Source organism: Burkholderia sp. Ac-20353, from assembly GCF_017104785.1.
In the GTDB taxonomy this organism is placed as follows: Bacteria; Pseudomonadota; Gammaproteobacteria; order Burkholderiales; family Burkholderiaceae; genus Burkholderia.
The window spans coordinates 93,757-112,788 of record NZ_JAAGPL010000016.1 but is presented as its reverse complement, the minus strand read 5'-3'; the positions used below and the strand labels follow the sequence as shown (position 1 = coordinate 112,788).

Annotated in this window: 15 protein-coding genes; 6 read left to right on the top strand and 9 right to left on the bottom strand. The window is 66.6% G+C overall.

Features of this window, described 5'->3' with window-relative positions; all coding sequences use genetic code 11:
- Nucleotides 1-3,903, bottom strand: a 3,903-nt coding sequence (locus G3N94_RS08460; protein ID WP_205791880.1) for a PAS domain S-box protein, incomplete at its 3' end; no start/stop codon positions are given.
- 355 nt (nt 3,904-4,258) lie between these two features.
- On the opposite strand from G3N94_RS08460, the gene G3N94_RS08455 reads away from it, so the two are divergent.
- Genes G3N94_RS08455 through glgA form a run of 3 tightly spaced genes read left to right on the top strand, consistent with a single transcriptional unit; the run spans nt 4,259 to nt 9,359 of the window.
- The gene (locus G3N94_RS08455) at nt 4,259-5,902 is read left to right on the top strand and encodes an alpha-glucosidase (RefSeq protein WP_205791878.1); all 1,644 of its coding nucleotides are present in this window, start codon (nt 4,259-4,261) and stop codon (nt 5,900-5,902) included.
- A complete protein-coding gene (glgB, locus tag G3N94_RS08450) occupies nt 5,892-7,853 on the top strand; it encodes a 1,4-alpha-glucan branching protein GlgB (RefSeq protein ID WP_241021691.1) in 1,962 nt (653 codons plus the stop codon). Before G3N94_RS08455 ends, glgB begins: the two co-directional genes overlap by 11 nt.
- A 9-nt stretch (nt 7,854-7,862) precedes the next feature.
- On the top strand, nt 7,863-9,359 hold the full coding sequence (glgA, locus tag G3N94_RS08445; protein ID WP_205791876.1) for a glycogen synthase GlgA: 1,497 nt from the start codon (nt 7,863-7,865) through the stop codon (nt 9,357-9,359).
- 107 nt (nt 9,360-9,466) lie between these two features.
- Here the strand turns inward: glgA and G3N94_RS08440 are convergent, their stop codons facing one another.
- Together G3N94_RS08440 and G3N94_RS08435 are read right to left on the bottom strand one after the other, a co-directional pair.
- The gene (locus G3N94_RS08440) at nt 9,467-9,697 is read right to left on the bottom strand and encodes a GDCCVxC domain-containing (seleno)protein (RefSeq protein WP_205791875.1); all 231 of its coding nucleotides are present in this window, start codon (nt 9,695-9,697) and stop codon (nt 9,467-9,469) included.
- Nucleotides 9,698-9,755: 58 nt separating this feature from the next.
- Nucleotides 9,756-10,727 (bottom strand): LysR family transcriptional regulator, encoded by a 972-nt coding sequence (locus tag G3N94_RS08435; protein WP_205791874.1) that lies wholly within the window; start codon nt 10,725-10,727, stop codon nt 9,756-9,758.
- 121 nt (nt 10,728-10,848) lie between these two features.
- On the opposite strand from G3N94_RS08435, the gene cydC reads away from it, so the two are divergent.
- Nucleotides 10,849-14,385 (top strand): thiol reductant ABC exporter subunit CydC, encoded by a 3,537-nt coding sequence (cydC, locus tag G3N94_RS08430; protein ID WP_205791873.1) that lies wholly within the window; start codon nt 10,849-10,851, stop codon nt 14,383-14,385.
- A gap of 39 nt (nt 14,386-14,424) precedes the next feature.
- Here the strand turns inward: cydC and G3N94_RS08425 are convergent, their stop codons facing one another.
- Genes G3N94_RS08425 through G3N94_RS08410 form a run of 4 tightly spaced genes read right to left on the bottom strand, consistent with a single transcriptional unit; the run spans nt 14,425 to nt 16,249 of the window.
- Nucleotides 14,425-14,646 (bottom strand): hypothetical protein, encoded by a 222-nt coding sequence (locus G3N94_RS08425; protein WP_205791871.1) that lies wholly within the window; start codon nt 14,644-14,646, stop codon nt 14,425-14,427.
- 49 nt (nt 14,647-14,695) lie between these two features.
- Nucleotides 14,696-15,508: a fused MFS/spermidine synthase gene (locus tag G3N94_RS08420; protein ID WP_205791869.1), complete on the bottom strand. Its 813-nt coding sequence runs from the start codon at nt 15,506-15,508 to the stop codon at nt 14,696-14,698.
- 5 nt (nt 15,509-15,513) lie between these two features.
- Nucleotides 15,514-15,765, bottom strand: coding sequence for an HPr family phosphocarrier protein (locus G3N94_RS08415; RefSeq protein ID WP_346778668.1), 252 nt, complete (start codon nt 15,763-15,765; stop codon nt 15,514-15,516).
- Between the two features lie 37 nt (nt 15,766-15,802).
- Nucleotides 15,803-16,249, bottom strand: coding sequence for a hypothetical protein (locus G3N94_RS08410; protein ID WP_241021701.1), 447 nt, complete (start codon nt 16,247-16,249; stop codon nt 15,803-15,805).
- A gap of 233 nt (nt 16,250-16,482) precedes the next feature.
- Here G3N94_RS08410 and G3N94_RS08405 point away from each other — a divergent pair, with 233 nt between their 5' ends.
- Both G3N94_RS08405 and G3N94_RS08400 read left to right on the top strand, forming a co-directional pair.
- Nucleotides 16,483-16,827: a zinc ribbon domain-containing protein YjdM gene (locus tag G3N94_RS08405; protein ID WP_205791866.1), complete on the top strand. Its 345-nt coding sequence runs from the start codon at nt 16,483-16,485 to the stop codon at nt 16,825-16,827.
- Nucleotides 16,828-16,916: 89 nt separating this feature from the next.
- Complete coding sequence (locus tag G3N94_RS08400) at nt 16,917-17,753, top strand: spermidine synthase (RefSeq protein ID WP_205791865.1); 837 nt, start codon at nt 16,917-16,919, stop codon at nt 17,751-17,753.
- Nucleotides 17,754-17,789: 36 nt separating this feature from the next.
- On the opposite strand, the gene G3N94_RS08395 is transcribed toward G3N94_RS08400, so the two are convergent.
- Nucleotides 17,790-17,975 carry a CopG family transcriptional regulator gene (locus G3N94_RS08395; protein WP_010097212.1) on the bottom strand — a complete coding sequence of 62 codons (186 nt, stop codon included), beginning with the start codon at nt 17,973-17,975 and terminating at the stop codon, nt 17,790-17,792.
- A gap of 217 nt (nt 17,976-18,192) precedes the next feature.
- A complete protein-coding gene (locus G3N94_RS08390; RefSeq protein WP_205791864.1) occupies nt 18,193-18,987 on the bottom strand; it encodes a YoaK family protein in 795 nt (264 codons plus the stop codon).
- Nucleotides 18,988-19,032 lie beyond the last annotated feature (45 nt).

Below are 19,032 nucleotides of genomic sequence, written 5' to 3'. Positions count from 1 at the left end.
CACGCGGCCGGCGGCGCGCTCGGCTGCCGCCGGCCGCGCCGCGACCCGCTCGATCTCCCGTACCAGCGCGCCGGTTTCGATCGGCTTCGACACATAGCCGTCCATGCCCGCTGCATAGCACTTCTCGCGATCGCCTTGCATCGCGTGCGCGGTCATCGCGATCACCGGCACATGCGCTTTCGCGGCGCGGCGCTCGCGCTCGCGCAGCTCGCGCGTCGCTTCGAGGCCGTCCATCACCGGCATCTGGATGTCCATCAGCACGACGTCGAACGGCTGCGTGTCGATCCAGTCGAGCGCCTCGACACCGTTCGACGCGAGACGCACGTCGTGACCGAGCTTTTCGAGCAAGCGCAGTGCGAGCCGCTGATTGATCGGATTGTCTTCGACCAGTAGCACCGTGTATCGGCGCGACGGCGACTGCGCGGCATCGTGGTCGCGTCGGTCCGGCGCGATCTCCGGCGCGTGCGGTGCGAAGAACGATTCGCCCAGCAGCTTCACGAGCAGATTGAAGATCTCCGATTGATCGACCGGTTTCGTCATGAAGCCGGCGATGCCGGCCTGCCGGAGCGTCGACGCGTCCAGCCGGCTCGACAGCGAACTGATCACGACCACCATCGTGCCGCGCAATGCCGGATCCGCCGCGATTTCCAGCGCGAGCGAGTAATCGTCGCAATCGGGAAGCTGTCCGTCGACGAGTGCGACGATATAGGGCTCGCGCCGTTTCGCCTGCGCGTACAACGTCTGCATCGCGCTTTGCGTGTCGCTCACGCAGGTCGGCTGTGCGCCGAAATTGCACAGCATGTCGTGCATCAGCCGCAAATTGGTGTGATTGTCGTCGACGACGAGAATCCGTACGCCGTTCAGCGCGCGCGGCAGCGCGGGATGCGGCAGGTCCGGGTAACGGCCCAGCGCGAGCGGCAGCGTGAAGCTGAACACGCTGCCGGCGCCGAGCGCGCTGCGGACGTCCAGCCGTCCACCCAGCATCGCGACCAGGCGCGTCGAGATCGCGAGACCGAGACCGGTTCCGCCGTAGCGGCGCGTGGTCGAGCTGTCGGCCTGAGAGAACGCATCGAAGATCCGTTCGAGATGCTCTGGCGCGATGCCGACGCCGGTGTCGGCGACCGCGAAGCGCAATGACGCGCTGGACGAATCGAGCGTGACGACGTGAATCGACAGCGTGACTTCGCCGGCCGCCGTGAACTTCAGCGCGTTGCCGACGAGATTCGTGAGCACCTGGCGCAAGCGCCCGGCATCGCCGACGAGCGAATCCGGGACGTCGTGCCCGATGTCGCTCAGAATCTCGACCGTCGTCTTGCCGGTCTTGAACGTCGTCGCACGCAGCATTTCCGTGATCATCGTGCGCAGGCTGAAATCCACCGGGTCGAGCAGCATTTTGCCGGCTTCGATCTTCGAGAAATCGAGGATGTCGTTGATGATCGTCAGCAGCGATTGCGCGGACGACAGCACCATGGTCAGATATTCGCGTTGCTCCTCGTTCAGCGGCGTATCGAGGCACAGCCGCGTCATCCCGATGATGCCGTTCATCGGCGTGCGGATTTCGTGGCTCATGTTCGCGAGAAACGCCGATTTCGCCGCGCTCGCCGCATCGGCCTGTTCCTTCGCGCGGCGCAGATCGTGCTCGAGTGCGTATTGCACCGAGATGTCGCGGTTGGTGCCGGCCACGCGCACGGTCGAGCCATGCGCGTCGCGCTCCGCGAGTGCGTTCGCCTGGATGTGGCGGATCTCGCCGTCGGGCCGGACGATCCGGAACGAGCCGAGGCTCGCATCGCGGTTACGCGAAATCGCGTCGAGCGCGCCGAATGTCGCGTCGCGATCGTCCGGATGCAGCAGTCGCTGCCATGCCTGATACGACAGCGTGTCGCCGTCCAGCGCGGCCGGATTGCCGTAGATTTCCACCATCCGCGCGTTCCATCGAACCGTGCCGCTCGCGACCTCCCACGTCCAGATGCCGAGCTCCGCCGCCTCGGCCGCGAGCAGCACCTGATCGCGGGCCGCCGCGACCTCGCGTTCGGCGGCCTTGCGCTTCGCGATGTCGATCGCGATGCCGAGATAGCCGGCCACGTCGCCGCTGTCGTCTCGCATCGCGGTGACAGCGAGCGACACGGGCACGTACGACCCGTCCTTGCGCACGTAGGTCCATTCGCGCGACTCCGCGCCGTCGCGCTCGGGCTTGAGCGTGAAGACGCGAAAGCCGCGCACGCTCTCGCCGCACTCAGCGCTCAGCTCGGCTTCGCGCGCCGCGATCTCGTCGGCGTCGTGCAGCGCCAGCAGCGTCGCCCGGCCGACGACCTCGCTCGCGGCGTAGCCGAGCAGGCGCTCGGCGCCGGGATTGAACAGATCGATCGTGCCGTTGCAGTCGGTCGCGATGACCGAGACTTCGGACGCGGAGCGCAGCACGTTCTCGAACAGCATGTTGAGATCGCGCAATTGCGCGGTGCGTTGCGCGACCTGATCCTCCAGGCTCGTATTGAGCTCGACGATCCGGGCTTCCGCCGCCTTTTGCGACGAGATGTCGCGCATCGTGTTCGACGCACCTGCTACACGTGCGCCCGCGCCGAAGATCGGCGACACGGTCACCGACACGTCGATCCGCGCGCCGTCCTTGCCGCGCCGCGTGGTGGCGAGCGCCGGCACGCGCTGGCCGTTGCCGATCGACGCGAGTATGTCGCGCTGCTCGTCGATCAGCGTGTCCGGCACGATCAGGTCCGCGAGCGGCCGGCCGAGCGCTTCGTCGGCCGTATAACCGAACAGCATCGCGGCACCGTCATTCCAGCTCGTAACGACGCCGTCCAGCGTCTGGCCGACGATCGCGTCCGCCGACCCTTCGACGATCGCGGCCAGTTTCGCGCGAGCGGCGTCGGCTTGCCGGCGGCGGCGCACGCCGATCGCAGCCGCGTGCGCGATGGCGGCCGTCAGCGCGCTGATGACCGTCCCCATCAGCATCACCGTCTCCGGCGACGTTTGATGCAGATTCGCGATGAACTCCGGCGAAGCGGCATAGGTGAAGCGCCATGTGCGCCCGTAGACGACGCGCTCGATTTGCAGCGGGAAATGCCGCGTCGGGTCGCGCGAGTCGGCGTGCAGCGTGTAAAAGGGCAATACGCGATCGGGCACCGTGACATCGTCGAGTTGCAGGTGCAACCCCTTCTGCGCGATGTCGAGCCCGTCGAGCACGCGCTCGACCATCAGCCGCGCATAGGTCCAGCCGTACGCGGCGGCTTCGCGTTCCGTGACGGTCGACGGCAGCGACGCCGTGCGGTAGACAGGCAGCATGAACAGCACGGCCTGGCGCGTATCGCCTGCGCGCTGCGCGAGCTCGACCGGCGCGCTCAGCGTCGCTTTGCCGGTTTGCATCGCGGATTTCGCCGCCTGCCGGCGATCCTCGTCGGACGCGATGTCGCGCCCGATCGCGACGCGATTGTCCTCTTCCGGCTCGATGTACATGACGACGTCGAGATCGCCGTCGTGACGCACAAATTGATGAATCTTGAACTCGGGGCCGATGTCCTCATTCGCGCGCGCGACGAACGCCTGCTCGCTGCCTTTCGGCACGCGGCGGATAAACCCGAAGCCGATCGCGCCGGGGAATTCGGTATGGATATCGCGAGTCAGGCTGTAACGGTGGAAGCGCTCGCGACTGATACCGGTTTCGCCAGCCACGACGATCGCGCCACGCGCACCGCGAAGCCCGTATTCGTAATGGCGGACGCGCTCGACGATCTCGTCGGTCGCATCGTTCGCGGCCTCCGTCAATGCGGTTTGCGCTTCGCGCGCGTTGGCGCGGTGGAGCGCGTAGCTCGCGGCGGCGCTGCTGATCACGCCGATCGCGAGGATCAGCGCGGCCCAGCCGGTCACGCGAGGCAGGTCAGGCGTACGGTCCAATTTGCAACCCCTTTTCGATCGCCGGAGCGGATAGGGAGAGCACTTGCACTGCGTTGTCCGGTTTGGAGGCGATCCGCCGGGAATGCCCGCTGGCCGATATTAAATGGCATTGCGCAACGCGCAGGGAATTGAGCTCGTATCGTAATGGACAATGCAAAACATTTGAATAAGGGTGGGGCAGATCCCGATCAGGAAATTTTGATTTCGGCCGGCTAACCCTATAAAGTAAGTTCGCAATGAAGCGACCCCGATATACGCACATCGCGCATCGCATCCGGAGTCGTCGGAAACGGGCTGATCGATCGTGAACGCAGGCCGGCGCGCTCGTGCCGCCGGCCCAACTGGAGCGCACCAGATGTCCGATACGTGGTGGCGGGGTGGCGTGATCTACCAGATTTATCCGCGCAGCTTCGCGGACGGCAACGGCGATGGCGTCGGCGATTTGCCCGGATTGATCGGCAAGCTCGACTACATCCATGCGCTCGGCGTCGACGCGATCTGGATTTCCCCGTTCTTCAAGTCGCCGATGAAGGACTTCGGCTACGACGTGTCGGACTATCGGGATGTCGATCCGCAGTTCGGCACGCTCGACGATTTCGACCGGTTGATCGCGAAGGCGCACGCGCTCGGCCTGAAGGTCATCGTCGATCAGGTGCTGAGTCACTCGTCGGATCAGCATGCATGGTTCGCCGAAAGCCGCTCCGACCGCGACAACCCGCGCGCGGACTGGTACGTGTGGGCGGACCCGCGCGCCGACGGCACGCCGCCGACGAACTGGCTGTCGGTGTTCGGCGGCCCGGCGTGGCAGTGGGACACGCGGCGGCGCCAGTTCTATCTGCACAACTTTCTCGCGAGCCAGCCGGATCTGAACTTCCATCATCCGGACGTGCAGCGGCAAATGATCGACGAAGTGCGTTTCTGGCTCGAGCGCGGCGTGGACGGCTTGCGTTTCGATGCGTGCAATTTTCATTTCCACGACAAGCGCCTGCGCAACAATCCGCCCGTGGTGGCAGCGCCGCCGTTGCCCACGGCGGTCGACAATCCGTATGCGATGCAGCGGCATCGCTACGACAAGACCCGACCGGAGAACCTCACGTTCCTGAAACGGCTCAGGCGTCATCTCGACGATTACCGTGCGGTCGGTCTCGGCGAGGTCGGCGACGACGACGCGCTCGCCACGATGGCGCGGTACACGGCGGATGGCGACAAATTGCACATGACCTACAGCTTCGATCTGCTGACGCCCGAATTCTCGGCGGCGCACGTGCGCGGCACCGTCGAACGCATGGAGGCCAGGCTGGCCGAGCATGGCGGGAAAGGTTGGGTGTGCTGGTCGGCGAGCAATCACGACGTGCCGCGCGTCGTGTCCCGCTGGGGCGACGGCCGTGACGCCGGACCGGGCTTCGCGAAGCTCGTCCTCGCGCTGATCGCGACGCTGCGCGGCACGCCGTGCGTCTATCAAGGAGAGGAGCTCGGCCTTACCGAAGCCCGGATTCCGTACGAACAGCTGCGCGATCCGGTCGGCATCGAGTTCTGGCCAAGAAACAAAGGGCGCGACGGTTGCCGCACGCCGTTGCCGTGGCGCTCGGCCGAGCCGCATTGCGGCTTTTCGTCGTCCGATACGTGGCTGCCGATTCCTGACGAGCACGCGTCGAAGGCGGTCGACTTGCAGCACGCGGATCCGGCGTCGCCGCTGAATTTTTTCCGGCGCTTCCTCGCATGGCGCCGCCTTCAGCAACCGCTTCGCGACGGCAGTATCCGCTTCCTCGATGCGCCCGAGCCGATCCTCGCGTTCGAGCGCGCAGCCGGTGCCGACCGGCGGCTGCTCGTCTTCAATCTCGGTGGTACCGCGCAGCGCTGGCCGCTGCCGGACGGCCTGAGCGCACGGCCTTGCGACGGACATGGGCTTGCCGGCGCGTCGCTCGCGGGCAGGGGCCTGACGCTCGCGCCCCACACCGCCTGGATCGGTCATGTCACGGATGCGCAAGATGCACGCTGATCGTCTGGCGCGCGGCGACGACGTGCGCGACGAGACGTCCGCTGGCCGTTCCGGGTGTCCGCCGGCGTCGTCGAGCCCGACGATGCTTGGCGAACTCGATGCGTGGCTGCTGGCCGAGGGCACGCATCTTCGTCCTTATGAAAAGCTTGGCGCGCATCCGGTAGCGCAGGACGGGATCGACGGCGTCAGGTTTGCGGTCTGGGCGCCGAACGCACGCGGGGTCTCCGTGGTCGGCGACTTCAACGGCTGGGACGGCCATCGCCACATGATGCAGCGATACCGCAACCGCGGCGTGTGGGAGATCTTCGTGCCGGATGTCGCGAAAGGGGCGCTCTACAAGTTCGAGGTCCAGGCGCGCAATGGCGATCGGCTGCTCAAGGCCGATCCTTACGCATTTCGTGCGGAACTGCGTCCCGGCACCGCGTCGATCGTGCACGGCCTGCCGCCGGTTTGCCGGCCGGATCCGGTGCGCGCGCATGCGAATGCGCCGGGCGCGCCGATGAGCATCTACGAAGTGCATCCGGGCTCGTGGCGGCGCCAGCCGTCGGATGGCGGCGGCTGGCTCACGTATCGGGAACTCGCCACGACGCTGATTCCGTACGTGAAGGAACTCGGCTTCACGCATATCGAATTGTTGCCCATGAGCGAGCATCCGTTCGACGGGTCGTGGGGCTACCAGCCGACTGCGCTCTACGCGCCGACCGCCCGCTTCGGCACGCCGGACGATTTTCGCTATCTGGTCGAAGCGGCGCACGCGCACGGTATCGGCGTGCTGCTGGATTGGGTGCCCGGGCATTTCCCGGACGACCCGCATGGGCTCGCACGGTTCGACGGCACCAGCCTGTACGAGTACGCGGACCGGCGCGAGGGCTTCCATCGGGACTGGAACACGCTGATCTACGACTACGGCCGGCCCGAGGTGGCCAACTACCTGGCCGGCAACGCGCTGTACTGGATCGAGCGGTACGGTGTCGACGGGCTGCGCTTCGATGCGGTCGCATCGATGCTGTACCGCGACTACAGCCGCCCGGCGCACGAATGGATTCCGAATCGCCACGGCGGCCGCGAAAACCTCGAGGCGATCGCGTTCCTGCGGCGCACGAACCGGACGATCCGTGCGGAGCGTCGCGAAGCCGTGACGATCGCCGAGGAATCGACGAGCTTCCCGGGCGTGACGCGCGCCGTCGACGAAGGCGGGCTCGGCTTCCATTACAAATGGAACCTCGGCTGGATGCACGACACACTGCGCTATCTGAGCGAGGATCCGCTGTTTCGCCAGCACCACCACGACAAAATGACGTTCGGCATGCTGTACGCGTTCGACGAACGCTTCGTGCTCGCGCTGTCGCACGACGAAGTCGTGCACGGCAAGGGCTCGTTGCTGTCGCGGATGCCCGGCGACGAATGGCGGCGCTTCGCGAACCTGCGCGCGTATTACGGTTTCATGTGGGGGTATCCCGGCGCGAAGCTGCTGTTCATGGGCAACGAATTCGCGCAGGTGCGCGAATGGAACGCCGATGCGAGCCTCGACTGGGAACGGCTGACGCACCCGCTGCATCGAGGCGTGCAACGGCTCGTGCGCGACCTCAACGACGCGATGCGGTGTCACCCGGCGCTGTATCAGACCGATTTCGAGCCGCGCGGCTTCACGTGGATCGCGGTCGACGATCGCGACCGTTCGGTGTTTTCGTTCGTGCGCACGGCCGACGACGGCCGTTTCGTGCTGGTGGTGTCCAACTTCACGCCGGTGCCGCGCGATGACTTTCGGATCGGGGTGCCATGTGCGGGCCGGTATCGCGAGATCGTCAATACTGACGACCCCGCGTACGGCGGCAGCGGTGTCGCGAACGGCACGCTGCATACGGACCCGATCGCGTCGCACGGGCGGTCCATGTCGTTGGCGCTCGCCGTGCCGCCGCTCGCGACGGTCATGCTGGTGCTCGACTCCTGACAAAGAGGAATGCTCATGCGCGTGCTACACGTTTGCGCCGAAGTCTATCCGTTGCTCAAGACCGGTGGTCTCGCCGACGTTACCGCGGCACTGCCGAGCGCGCTGAACGCGTTGGGATGCGACGCGCGTCTGCTGGTGCCGGGATTCCCGGCGATCCGCGACGGCGTCGCCGACAGCCGCATCGTCGCGAAGCCGGGGCCGCGCTTCGGTGCCGACGCGCTCGCGCTGCATCGCGGCGTGTTGCCGGGCACCGGTGTCGTCGTGTACTTCGTCGATGCGCAGACGCTGTATGACCGGCCCGGCGGCCCGTACAGCGATCCGCACGAGCATCCGTATCTCGACAATCATCGCCGCTTCGCATTGCTGGGATGGCTCGCTGCACGCATCGCGAGCGGGCTGGATCCGAGCTGGCGTCCGGACATCGTGCACAGCCACGACTGGCACGCGGGGCTCGCGCCCGCGTATCTGTGCTCGGGCGAAGCTCAGACAGGGACGCTCGCCGCGCGCAGCGTGTTCACGATTCACAATCTTGCGTATCAAGGCGTGTTCCCCGCACACCTGTTCGACGAAACGGAATTGCCGCGCGCATTTTTCAATATCAACGGCGCCGAGTTCTTCGGCCAGTTTTCGTTCCTCAAGGCCGGACTGTACTACGCCGACAAGATCACGACCGTCAGCCCGACTTACGCGCGCGAGATCCAGGGCGCCGAGCAGGGCTGCGGGCTGGACGGCCTGCTGCATCATCGCGCCGCCGATCTGCACGGGATTCTGAACGGCGTCGACGAGACGATCTGGTCTCCCGCGTTGGATCCGCATCTGGCCGCGCATTACGACGTGGACGCGTTGACCGGAAAGGCCGCGTGCAAGGCGGCGTTGCAGCGGCTCGCCGGGCTGAGCGTGCGTCCGGCGGCGCCGCTGTTCGGCGTGGTCAGCCGGCTCACCGAGCAAAAAGGGTTGCAGCTCGTGCTGCAGGCCCTTCCGGAAATCGTCCGCAGAGGCGGCCAGTTCGTGCTGCTCGGCAGCGGCGACCCGGACCTCGAACGCGCGTTCAAAGCGGCCGCGGCGGCGCAGCCGGATGCGGTCGCGGTCGTGATCGGTTACGACGAAGCGATGTCGCACCGCGTGATCGCCGGCAGCGACGTGATCATGGTGCCGTCGCGCTTCGAACCCTGCGGGCTGACGCAGATGTTCGGCCTGCGCTATGGCACGCTGCCGCTCGTTCGACGGGTAGGCGGGCTGTCCGACACCGTCGTCGATTGTTCGCTCGAAAACCTCGCGGACGGCTCGGCGACGGGGTTCGTGTTCGATGCATTCGACGGCGTGGCGCTCGACGCTGCGCTGCGCCGCGCGTTTGCGCTGTATGAACGCGACGAGGATTGGGCGCGCGTCCAGCAAGGCGCAATGCGCGCGCGCTTCGGCTGGAACGATTCGGCGATGAAGCTGATGTCCGTGTACCGGCAGCTCGTCCCCGCCGATCGGCAGGTCCGCACCAGGCAGGCAGCCTGACAGACCGCGCGAGAGGCCGGCGCGGTGCGCACGATGCATGCCGCGCCGATGCCTTCTTGGATGCCCTTACATAGGATGTAAAACGCACCGAAACCAAGAAGACCCAGTCAACCGCTGTTACCCCCGACCGGCGGCGCATGTCCGGAACGCTGCTTCGACGGACAGCAAACCGAGCCGTACGAACAGAACACGCAGCAATCGCCCGGCCTTGGCCGCAGCAAGGCCTTGCAGCCCTGGCACTCGTAAAAGAACTGGCATGCATCGACCGGCATGGTTTCCTGCCGGCTGAACCCGCAGTGCGGACAGGTCAATACGGATTCAAACTGGAGCTCGGTCATTTCGGTCTCCCGCAGTTACGCATGAACGCCCGCGCCGACGCATTGCCGGGCGACAGGCTCATGCCGCGTCGCCGATCTCGCGGTTCGCGTGTCGCGCAGCATGACGCGTTGCAGGGTCGGACGCATCAGACTCGCCACCTGCCATAGTCTTCGCGGCTTCCTCATGCAGGAACGCAACCAACGGATCGAGCAGCCGATGCCGCCGCGACGGATTGCGGCGCAACACGAAGCGCCAGGACGCGGGACGCGACAGGCCCGGAATCAGCGGAACGAGCCGCCCGCTACGCAACTCGGGCTCGATCAGCGGCGTGCGGCCGAGGGCAATCCCCGCGCCGCCGACCGCGGCGCCGATCACCTGGCTGAAACTGCTGTAGCGGATGATCTTGGTTTCGAAATCGTCCGGCAGCCCGAACTCGGAAGCCCAGTTGCGCCAGTCGATTTCCGGGCTGTTCTCGTGCATCTCCTGCAGCAGCCGGCTGCGGCACACGGCGCCGTACGCGACCGGATGCAGCTCGGGGCTGCATACCGGGAATACGGTTTCCTGCAGCAGCACGTCGTCGTCGGGTTTCAGCTTGCGCGCCGGCACATGGACGATCGCCAGGTCGATGCCGTCGCGCGCGAAATCGGGCTCGTCGTCGAGGACGACGGCGTTCAACGGCGTGGTCGGATGCAGCGCCGAGAATTCGGCGAGGCGGCGGGCGAGCCACATCGACGAAAACGGCGCGTTCGCCGATACCGTGAGCCGCTGTGCGTTGCCGGTGCCGCGGATTTCCGCGCATGCGTCCCCGAGCAGCGACAGCGCGTCGCTGACGGCTGGCAGCAAACGCGCGCCGGCCGACGTCACGCGAATGCCGCCGAGCCCGGTGCTGCGTTCGAGCAGGCGCGCGCCGAGCGTTTCCTCGAGTGCGCGAATCTGGTGACTGACCGCGCTTGTCGACACGTTCAGCTCGGCCGCCGCGCGCGCGAATCCGCCGAGCCGGACAGCCGCTTCGAAAGCGCGCAATGCGCTCAGGGGAGGGAGATGTGACATGCGGGGTATTGTAGGAGACTCAACACCCGTTGAAAAATCATCTTTTGCCGCACGACAACGGCGCGCGTAGCCTCTGATCCGCTATCGACACTATTTAGAACAAGCGAATCGGAGGGCATTCATGTATTTCGACAGGCGGCTATGGGCGATGATGACGGGCCAGCGCGGGCGGCTTTGCGGCGCGGTCGCGCTCGGGTTGCTCGCGATGGGCGTCGGCATCCTGCGTTTCGTGTTCCTCGGCCGGGTGCTGGTGCTCGTATTCGACGGCGCGCCGGCGCGACAGATCGCGGCGGCAGCCGCGGCGACCGCCGTGTGCGTGGTGCTGCGCGCATGGCTCGATCACTGCCGCACCGTGCTGGCACAGCGCACGGCGGGACGCGTGCAGGCCGCACTGCGCGCCCGGCTGTTCGACCGGATCGCGGCGCTCGGCCCCGCGTGGTTCAGCGGCGAGCGCACGGGCGGCGTGATGCTCGCCGTCGTCGACGGCGTCGAGCAACTGCAAACCTTCTTCGGCGTCTACCTGCCGCAGCTCGTGATCGCCGCCTGTGCTCCGGTGATGATCTTCGCGGTGCTCGCGTGGTGGGACGTGCCGACCGCCGCCGTGCTGCTCGGCGCGGCGCTCGTGACGCTCGCGCTGCCGCAGCTGATTCACCGGTCCGATCGGCGCGCGGCGCTCGCGCGTTCGGCCGCGTTCAAGGCGTTCGGCGAAGAGTTCCTCGATGCGGTGCAGGGGCTGCCGACGCTGAAGGCGTTCGGGCAGAGCGCGGCCTTCGGCGAGAAGCTCGCGCACCGGGCCCGCGCGCTGTCCGACAGCACGTTCTGGGTGCTCGCGCTCGGGCTGTTGACACGGCTCTTCACGGACCTCGGCACGGGGCTCGGCGCGGCCGCCGCGATCGCGGTCGGCGCGTGGCGGGTGCGTCATGGTGACATGAGCCTCGAGGCGCTGCTGATCATCCTGATGGCGGGTACCGAGATCTTCCGGCCGCTGCGCGACCTGCGCGCGGTGCTGCACCAGGGGATGATGGGCCAGTCCGCGGCGAGTGCGATCCATGCGCTGCTCGATGCGCACAGCGACGCGCCGGCCGGCGGCGCACCGCGCGTGAGCGGGCTGCGTCCGGACATCGCATTCGAAGGCGTGCGCTTCGCGTATCCCGGACGAGGCGCGGACGCCCACGCGGCGTTGGGTTTCACGATTCGCGACGGTGAGACGGTCGCGGTGGTCGGGCCGAGCGGCGCCGGCAAGTCGACGATCGTCCGCCTGCTGCTGCGGCAGCACGACGTGCAGGCCGGCACGATCCGCATCGGCGGGCACGACGTCCGCACGCTGGATCCCGACCAGGTGCGCGGGATGATCGCGGTCGTCGCGCAGGATGCGACGCTGTTCGACGGCAGCATCGCCGACAACCTGCGGCTCGGCCGCCCCGGCGCGAGCGACGAGGACATGATCGCCGCCGCGCGTGCGGCTAACGCGCACGATTTCATCGTCGCGTTGCCCGACGGCTATGCGACGCACATCGGCGAGCGCGGGCTGATGTTGTCGGGCGGCCAGCGCCAGCGCATCGCGATCGCCCGCGCGCTGCTGCGCAACGCGCCGATTCTCGTGCTCGACGAGGCGCTGTCGTCGGTCGACGCGGAAAACGAGGCGCTGATCCAGCAGGCGCTCGACCGGCTGACGCGCGGCCGTACGACGATGATCCTCGCGCACCGGCTGTCGAGCGTGATCGGCGCGGATCGCATCCTCGTGCTCGACCAGGGGCGCGTGGTCGACGACGGAACGCACGTCGAGCTGATTGCGCGCGACGGGCCGTATCGCCGCCTGATGGGGCCGCAGCTCGACGCGGCCGCCGAGTCCGCGGCCGTCGCGCCGGCCGCCGGCACGGCGATGCGGGCGCCGTCCGGTCCGCAAGTCCGGCCGTTGAGCGACGATGCCGCCGCGATTGGCTGGGCGGAAACGCTGCAGACGCTGCTGCGCTTCGTGCGTCCGTGGAAGGGCAAGATCACGCTGACCGTGCTGTTCGGGATCGGCAGGGTGCTCGGCTTCATCGGCGTCGGCGTGCTCAGCGCGCTCTTGGTCGGCGCGGTGACGGCCGGTCGCCCGTTCGGCGGATGGCTGGTGGCGCTGCTGTGCGCGGCGCCGCTCGCCGCGGTGCTGCACTGGCTCGAATCGTGGCTCGCGCACGATGTCGCGTACCGGCTGCTAGCGGAGATGCGGATCGCGCTGTTCGACACGCTCGAACGCCTCGCGCCGGCGGGCCTGCAGCGCAGGCGCTCCGGCGATCTGGTCGCGCTCGCGACGCAGGACGTGGAAACCGTCGAGTACTTCTACGCGCATACGCTCGCGCCCGCGTTCGTCGCGCTGCTCGTGCCGGCCGGCGTGCTCGCGTTGCTCGGATGGGTGGCGTGGCCGCTTGCGCTTGTGCTGCTGCCGTTCCTGATGTGGGCGGGGCTCGCGCCCGTCGTCGCGCGACGCGGGATCGACCAGCTCGGCATCGATGCGCGCGACGCGCTCGGCCGGCTCGGCGCGCATCTGACCGAAACCATCCAGGGGCTCGCGGAGCTGACCGCGCTGCAGGCGCTCACGCGCCGGCGCGCCGCGTTTCTTGAAGACGTCGAAGCGTGCCGGCAGCAGCGCGCGCAACTGCTCGGCGACCTGTCGAGGCAGGGCGCCGCGCTCGAGATCGCGAGCGGGCTGGGCGGTCTCGCAGTCGCCGCGCTCGGTGCGCTGCTGTGCGCGCGGGGCTGGTTCGCGCATGAATCGCTGCCGCTGCTGGTGCTCGTCGCGGTGGCGGCGTTCATGCCGGTCGCGGAGATCGGCCAGGTCGCGCGCGAACTCGCCGACACGATCGGCTCGACGCGGCGGCTGCGCGCGGTGGAAAAGGAACCGGGGCCGGTCGAGGACGGCGCGTGCGCGGTGCCCGCGAATTCCGCGGTGCGCTTCGAGCAGGCAAGCTTCACCTATCCGGGCCGTGGCGCGCCCGCGATCGACCGCGTGAGTTTCGACGTCCGGCCCGGCAGCACGATCGCGCTGGTGGGCGCGTCGGGGGCCGGCAAGTCGACCGTCGCGAGCCTGCTGCTGCGCTTTTGGGATCCGCAGCACGGACGCATCACGCTGGGCGGCGTCGACCTGCGGAGCCTGCGGCTCGACGATCTGCGGCAGCACATCGCGCTGGTTGCGCAGGATACCTACCTGTTCAACGACACGCTGGAAGCGAACATCCGTCTTGCTGCCGGCGATGCGTCCGACGCGGACGTCCAGCGTGCGATCGAACGGGCGGCGCTCGCCGAATTCGTCGCGCGGCTGCCGGACGGGCTCGCGACACGCGTCGGCGAGCGCGGCGTGCAGTTGTCGGGCGGGCAGCGCCAGCGGATCGCGATCGCGCGCGCGTTCCTGAAGGACGCACCGATCCTGATTCTCGACGAGGCGACGTCCCATCTCGACACGATCAGCGAGCAGCAGATCCGCGATGCGCTGGACGATCTGATGGTCCGGCGCACGTCGATCGTCATTGCACACCGGCTGTCGACGATCCGGAACGCGGATGCGATCCTCGTGTTCGAGCACGGCCGGGTGATCGAGGCCGGCACGCATGCCGAGCTGCTCGCGCGGCAGGGCGCGTATGCGCGACTCGTCGCGCACCAGTCCGGCGTGCTGGCCTGACTGCGCCCGATCAGGCGGCCCCGACGCGATTGGCAGGCTTTATTTCCGGTTCTTCAGGAATGCCCGGCCTGCCGTTGTAATTGAAATACCTGGGCGGCGGGTCATCGGATAGTCGATGAATCCCGCGCTGATGAGCTCCCGCGTGACCGACCAACCCAGCGCGGGCGTCTCTCGCCCATAGCGGATCTCGGCAAGGCGTTCCAGTGCCCAGATTGCGGATGCCGAAATGGTTCGGGCGTCTGACGTATCGTTGTCGCTCATCGCTTCTCCAAAAATTGATCGTGACCGGTGGGCACAAGGTGTTGCGCGATCAAGGCGCAACGCACGCGCCCAGGTGCGTCCAGTCGTAGCTGGCGCCGACCTCGATGCGTACGGCGGCTTCGACGAGATCGGCGCGGTGCGGGCCGGCGTGTTGCTCGGCGCGCGCCATCAATGCCTCGAGCGACGGTAGCGGGGCATCACTCTTCCAAGCGAACGCAATGATATTTGCCGCACTGTTCTCGGCCGGGGCAAGTGCGACCGACGGGCCGAACGCATCGTGAAGCCGGGTGAGACAGTCGCCAAGACGCGGGTCGTCTCTCAACAGGTTGGCAACCAGCACGCCATCGTCATTCAACCGCGCGTGGCAGGCTTCATAGAACGCCTCGCTGACGAGTTCGGCGGGAACGCCGCCCGCATTGAAGCCGTCCAGCAGCAGCGCGTCGAAGGTTTCCGAGGTCGTCGACATGTAGTGCGCCGCGTCCGCGCAGACGACCGCCAGACGCTCGTCGTCGGGCGGAATGCAGAAGCGGTCACGCAGCGCGATCACGTCCGGACTGATCTCGATTGCAGTGATGCGTGCGTCCGGCAGGTGCCGATGGCAATACTTCGTCAGCGAGCCGCCGCCGAGCCCGATCATCGCGATGCGCGTGGGAGCGGGCTGCAGCAGCAGGAATCCCATCATCGTGCGCGTGTACCCCAGCGCAAGCGCATCGGGGGCTGCGCGCAGCATCGTGCTTTGCATGCCGCGGCCGTCAAAGCACAGCGTGACGAGGTGCTCGGATTCCACGATAACCGGGACGTCCGCGGCAGCGTTTGACGGAAACGCGCGCGTACTCAGGAAGGGCAGGTCGTCGGGCGCCATGCGGGTCAGCCTTCCTGCAGCAACGGCAACAGCGCCCGAAGCGCTGCCTCTTCATCGGGGCCGGCGGCCAGCACTTGAGCCGACGTGCCGCCACGCACCTGCAACGACGCGACGGCCATCCCGTCCTTCGCACTGCCGCGGCGCCCGTTTGCGATCAGCAGGATGTCGCTTTCGAAGCGGCGTGCCATGTCGACGAGCGCATCCTGGGCAGCGCACGCGCGATTCCGGTTCCAGCCGGAACCGATTTGAAGGTACACAACGGTTGCCACGTTTTTGCGAAAGCCTTTAGATAGGTCATTGGGCGCTGTGCGCAGCGTCGGTCAGGCAGCTTGTCAGAAACGCCCGAAACTCGGTCTCCCACGTGGCGTACTGCAAATCGACGTCGATGTCGGCGAGTGGCTTCATTTCGCCGCTCAGGAACACTGCGTGCAGCGATCGAGGCGGCACGCGCTGCTTGAAACAACGGTCGTCGACGTCGAGCAGCAGGCACGGATGGCGCCTGAACCGCGCGCTGGCGACCGAGATCGGATCCATCACGTGCCGGGCCGACTCCCTCGGATAGACGAAGGCCAGATGGATCCCGGCCGCCGCGAGCTGTTCTCCCGCGTCATGGAAGCGGTGCACCAGCTGGAAGCCGCGTTCGCCGCCACGCCCGACGCCCACGACGACGAGCCCTCGGCTTCCCGCGGTATCCCGCAACGTCACCGCACGCCGATCGGGCAACAGCAGCACATCATCCATCTCGAACATGTCGACATCCTCAGCGAAACCGCCTGCAAGTCCGCTGAAAGGCGGCCAAGGCGAGATTATAATCGACCAGTAAGGTTATGTGAATTGCATTATAATGCCGTGTGCGCTGTCACGTGCCCGCCGACCAGTCGGCGCAGGCCGACACGGCGCGCCGACTCTGGCGACGCGGCTTGCTCGCCTGTTTTTTTTACTGACTGATCGAAACCGCCCTGATGGAAACCGCAATGAACGCCGTCCCCTCATGCCCGCAATGCGGGATGGAAAATACGTACCCGGACGGCACGCTGTACGTGTGCCCGGACTGCGGTCACGAATGGTCCGCGAGCGCAAGCGCCGATGCGGGCGACGACGCTGCAGGCAACGTCGTCAAGGACGCGAACGGCAACGTGCTGTCGGATGGGGATTCGGTCGTGCTGATCAAGGACCTGCGCGTGAAGGGCTCGTCGATCACGTTGAAGATGGGCACCAAGGTGAAGAGCATCCGGATCGTCGGCGGCGATCACGAGATCGATTGCAAGACGGACGCCGGCAGCTTCATGCTCAAGGCCTGCTTTCTGAAGAAGGTCTGACCGGCCGCTCGCGGTTGGCGGCACGACTTCCCCGCGCGGTGCGTCGCGGATGATTCAATCGACTGTTTGATTGCCCGGGCATACCGAGAATGGATGAGGATCGAACCTCCTATGACGCGTTCGTCAAGTTCCTGGCGACGCCGATACGTGATGGGCAGCCCGTCGTGCTGGAGACGCAGCACGCCGTGTCGCTGCACTTCGATCACCTCGCCACCCAGAGCTTCATGTCCATCAGGAATCCAGAAAGGCTCGCGCTCGGCTATACGCGCGTGATGATGGGATTTCTGCTGCTGCAGCCCGCTCCCGCGCACATCTGCATGATCGGGCTCGGCGGGGGATCGCTGGCGAAGTACTGCTATCGGCATCTTCCCGAGGTCGCGATCGACGCGGTCGAGATCAGCCCCGAGGTGATCGCGCTGCGTGACGTGTTCAGGATTCCGGCGGACGACGCGCGGTTCAACGTGATCTGCGCCGATGGCGCGGACTACGTGACGAACGAGGGCGTCAGCACGGATGTGATCCTGCTTGACGCGTTTGTCGCGGATGGAATGCCGGACCGGTGCGCGGACGTCGCATTCTTCGCCGCATGTCGCGAGCGCTTGTCCGGCGCGGGTGTCCTGGTGATCAACTTTACCGACGACGATCCGGCGCTGCCGATGCACGTCGAGCGATTGCAATCGGTGTTCGGCTCGTCGTGTGCGATCGTTCGGTGTGGCGACGACAGCAACTATGTCGCGTTCGCATGGAAGAGTGGCGGCCGCTTGCCATCCACGCAAACCCTGCTCGAGCGCGCGCAGTCATTTTCCTTTGCCGGCGAGCTCAAGCTGTCCGACACCGCTCGGTACCTGACAGAAGGGGATTGCTTCGATCCGAAGCGGCTGAAGTGGCACGCGCAAGGGCACGCGCACTGGAAAATCGGCGCTTGATTGGTGCTTGAGCGGCGCCCGGGCTCGGCCTGCGCTTTACTTTACCCGCTTGCCGAGCGGGCTCTTGGTCTTGTAAGTTACGCCGTGATGCTCGAGATACTCGCGGATCAGTTGCCGTACGACTTGTGACGGCGTCAGATCTTGCGCAGAGCAAAGCATTTCAAATGCTTCTTTCTTGGCGGGGTCGATCAGGACGGTCAGGCGTGCGGTTTTCGTTTCCATTTCCATTGCGATGGGCGGGTCGGCAAATATGCTAATCGAATTATAATGCATTTGCCTTCAACGGCGCGGCAGGAAGATGTCGCCTGGCCAATTCAATTGCCGTGTGCCGCCCGGCTGCAACCGGTGGCTGCAACCCGCGGCGGCGGCCCGAGCGGGGTCGGCGGCCATCAGCGCGCCCGCCAATGCCCGAGCGATGAGCATTCACCGGTTTTTCGGGTCAGAAATCGTCCTGCCTTGCGCCAGCTCGACGCCCGCGGTCGGGCCGAAAGAAATAGGCCAGCACATCATCGACCACGGGCACGATCGCGAGCGTGACGAGTACGCCGGCGAGCGGCACGGTCGATACGTAGCCGACGTGCTTGAAGCCGATCGCGCCGGTCAGGCCGCCGACGAAGAACGACGCGAGCATCGTGCCATGGATCCTCAGCTTCGCGCGGTTCGCGATGACTGCATGCGCATCCGCGACGACGGGCGCCCTGTTCCAGTAAAAGAGCTTGCCCAGTTCGATCCCGAAGTCGGTCACGATGCCGGTCATGTGCGTCGTGCGGATCTCCGCACCCGACAGCTTCGTGATCATCGCATTCTGCAGCCCCATGATGAAGCACAGCAGGATGACGGTCACCGGGACGAAAAACGCCTCCCATAGCGCGAGGTGGCTGCCGAGCAGGCCGAACAGCAGGAGCAGCGCCGCTTCGACCAGCAACGGCAGCACATACTGGCTTTGCAGGCTGCGCCGCCGCCCCCAGTTGACGAGCACCGCCGAGCACGCCGCTCCGACCAGAAACGACACCAGCGAACCGATGCCCGCGAGCGCGAGCCGGATGTCCCCGAGCGCCGCCTGATCGGCGATCGCCGACATGATGCCGCTCATGTGCGACGTGTATTGCCTGACCGCCAGGAACCCGCCCGCATTGGTTGCGCCCGCGACGAACGCGAGCGAAAACCCGAGCTGACGGTTCGCGGTCGCGGTGCGGTGTTTTCCCGTCAGGCTTCGAAAGTACTGCGCAGGCATAGGATCTTCACTCAATCGCTCGGAACAGCGGCAACGACATGACGG

Excerpts from the sequence above, each read along its gene's own strand:
- G3N94_RS08455 (WP_205791878.1), top strand. The coding sequence starts at position 4,259 with ATGTCCGATACGTGGTGGCGGGGTGGCGTGATCTACCAGATTTATCCG.
- glgB (WP_241021691.1), top strand. The coding sequence starts at position 5,892 with ATGCACGCTGATCGTCTGGCGCGCGGCGACGACGTGCGCGACGAGACG.
- glgA (WP_205791876.1), top strand. The coding sequence starts at position 7,863 with ATGCTCATGCGCGTGCTACACGTTTGCGCCGAAGTCTATCCGTTGCTC.
- G3N94_RS08440 (WP_205791875.1), bottom strand. The coding sequence starts at position 9,697 with ATGACCGAGCTCCAGTTTGAATCCGTATTGACCTGTCCGCACTGCGGG.
- G3N94_RS08435 (WP_205791874.1), bottom strand. The coding sequence starts at position 10,727 with ATGTCACATCTCCCTCCCCTGAGCGCATTGCGCGCTTTCGAAGCGGCT.
- cydC (WP_205791873.1), top strand. The coding sequence starts at position 10,849 with ATGTATTTCGACAGGCGGCTATGGGCGATGATGACGGGCCAGCGCGGG.
- G3N94_RS08425 (WP_205791871.1), bottom strand. The coding sequence starts at position 14,646 with ATGAGCGACAACGATACGTCAGACGCCCGAACCATTTCGGCATCCGCA.
- G3N94_RS08420 (WP_205791869.1), bottom strand. The coding sequence starts at position 15,508 with ATGGCGCCCGACGACCTGCCCTTCCTGAGTACGCGCGCGTTTCCGTCA.
- G3N94_RS08410 (WP_241021701.1), bottom strand. The coding sequence starts at position 16,249 with ATGGATGATGTGCTGCTGTTGCCCGATCGGCGTGCGGTGACGTTGCGG.
- G3N94_RS08405 (WP_205791866.1), top strand. The coding sequence starts at position 16,483 with ATGAACGCCGTCCCCTCATGCCCGCAATGCGGGATGGAAAATACGTAC.
- G3N94_RS08400 (WP_205791865.1), top strand. The coding sequence starts at position 16,917 with ATGGATGAGGATCGAACCTCCTATGACGCGTTCGTCAAGTTCCTGGCG.
- G3N94_RS08395 (WP_010097212.1), bottom strand. The coding sequence starts at position 17,975 with ATGGAAACGAAAACCGCACGCCTGACCGTCCTGATCGACCCCGCCAAG.
- G3N94_RS08390 (WP_205791864.1), bottom strand. The coding sequence starts at position 18,987 with ATGCCTGCGCAGTACTTTCGAAGCCTGACGGGAAAACACCGCACCGCG.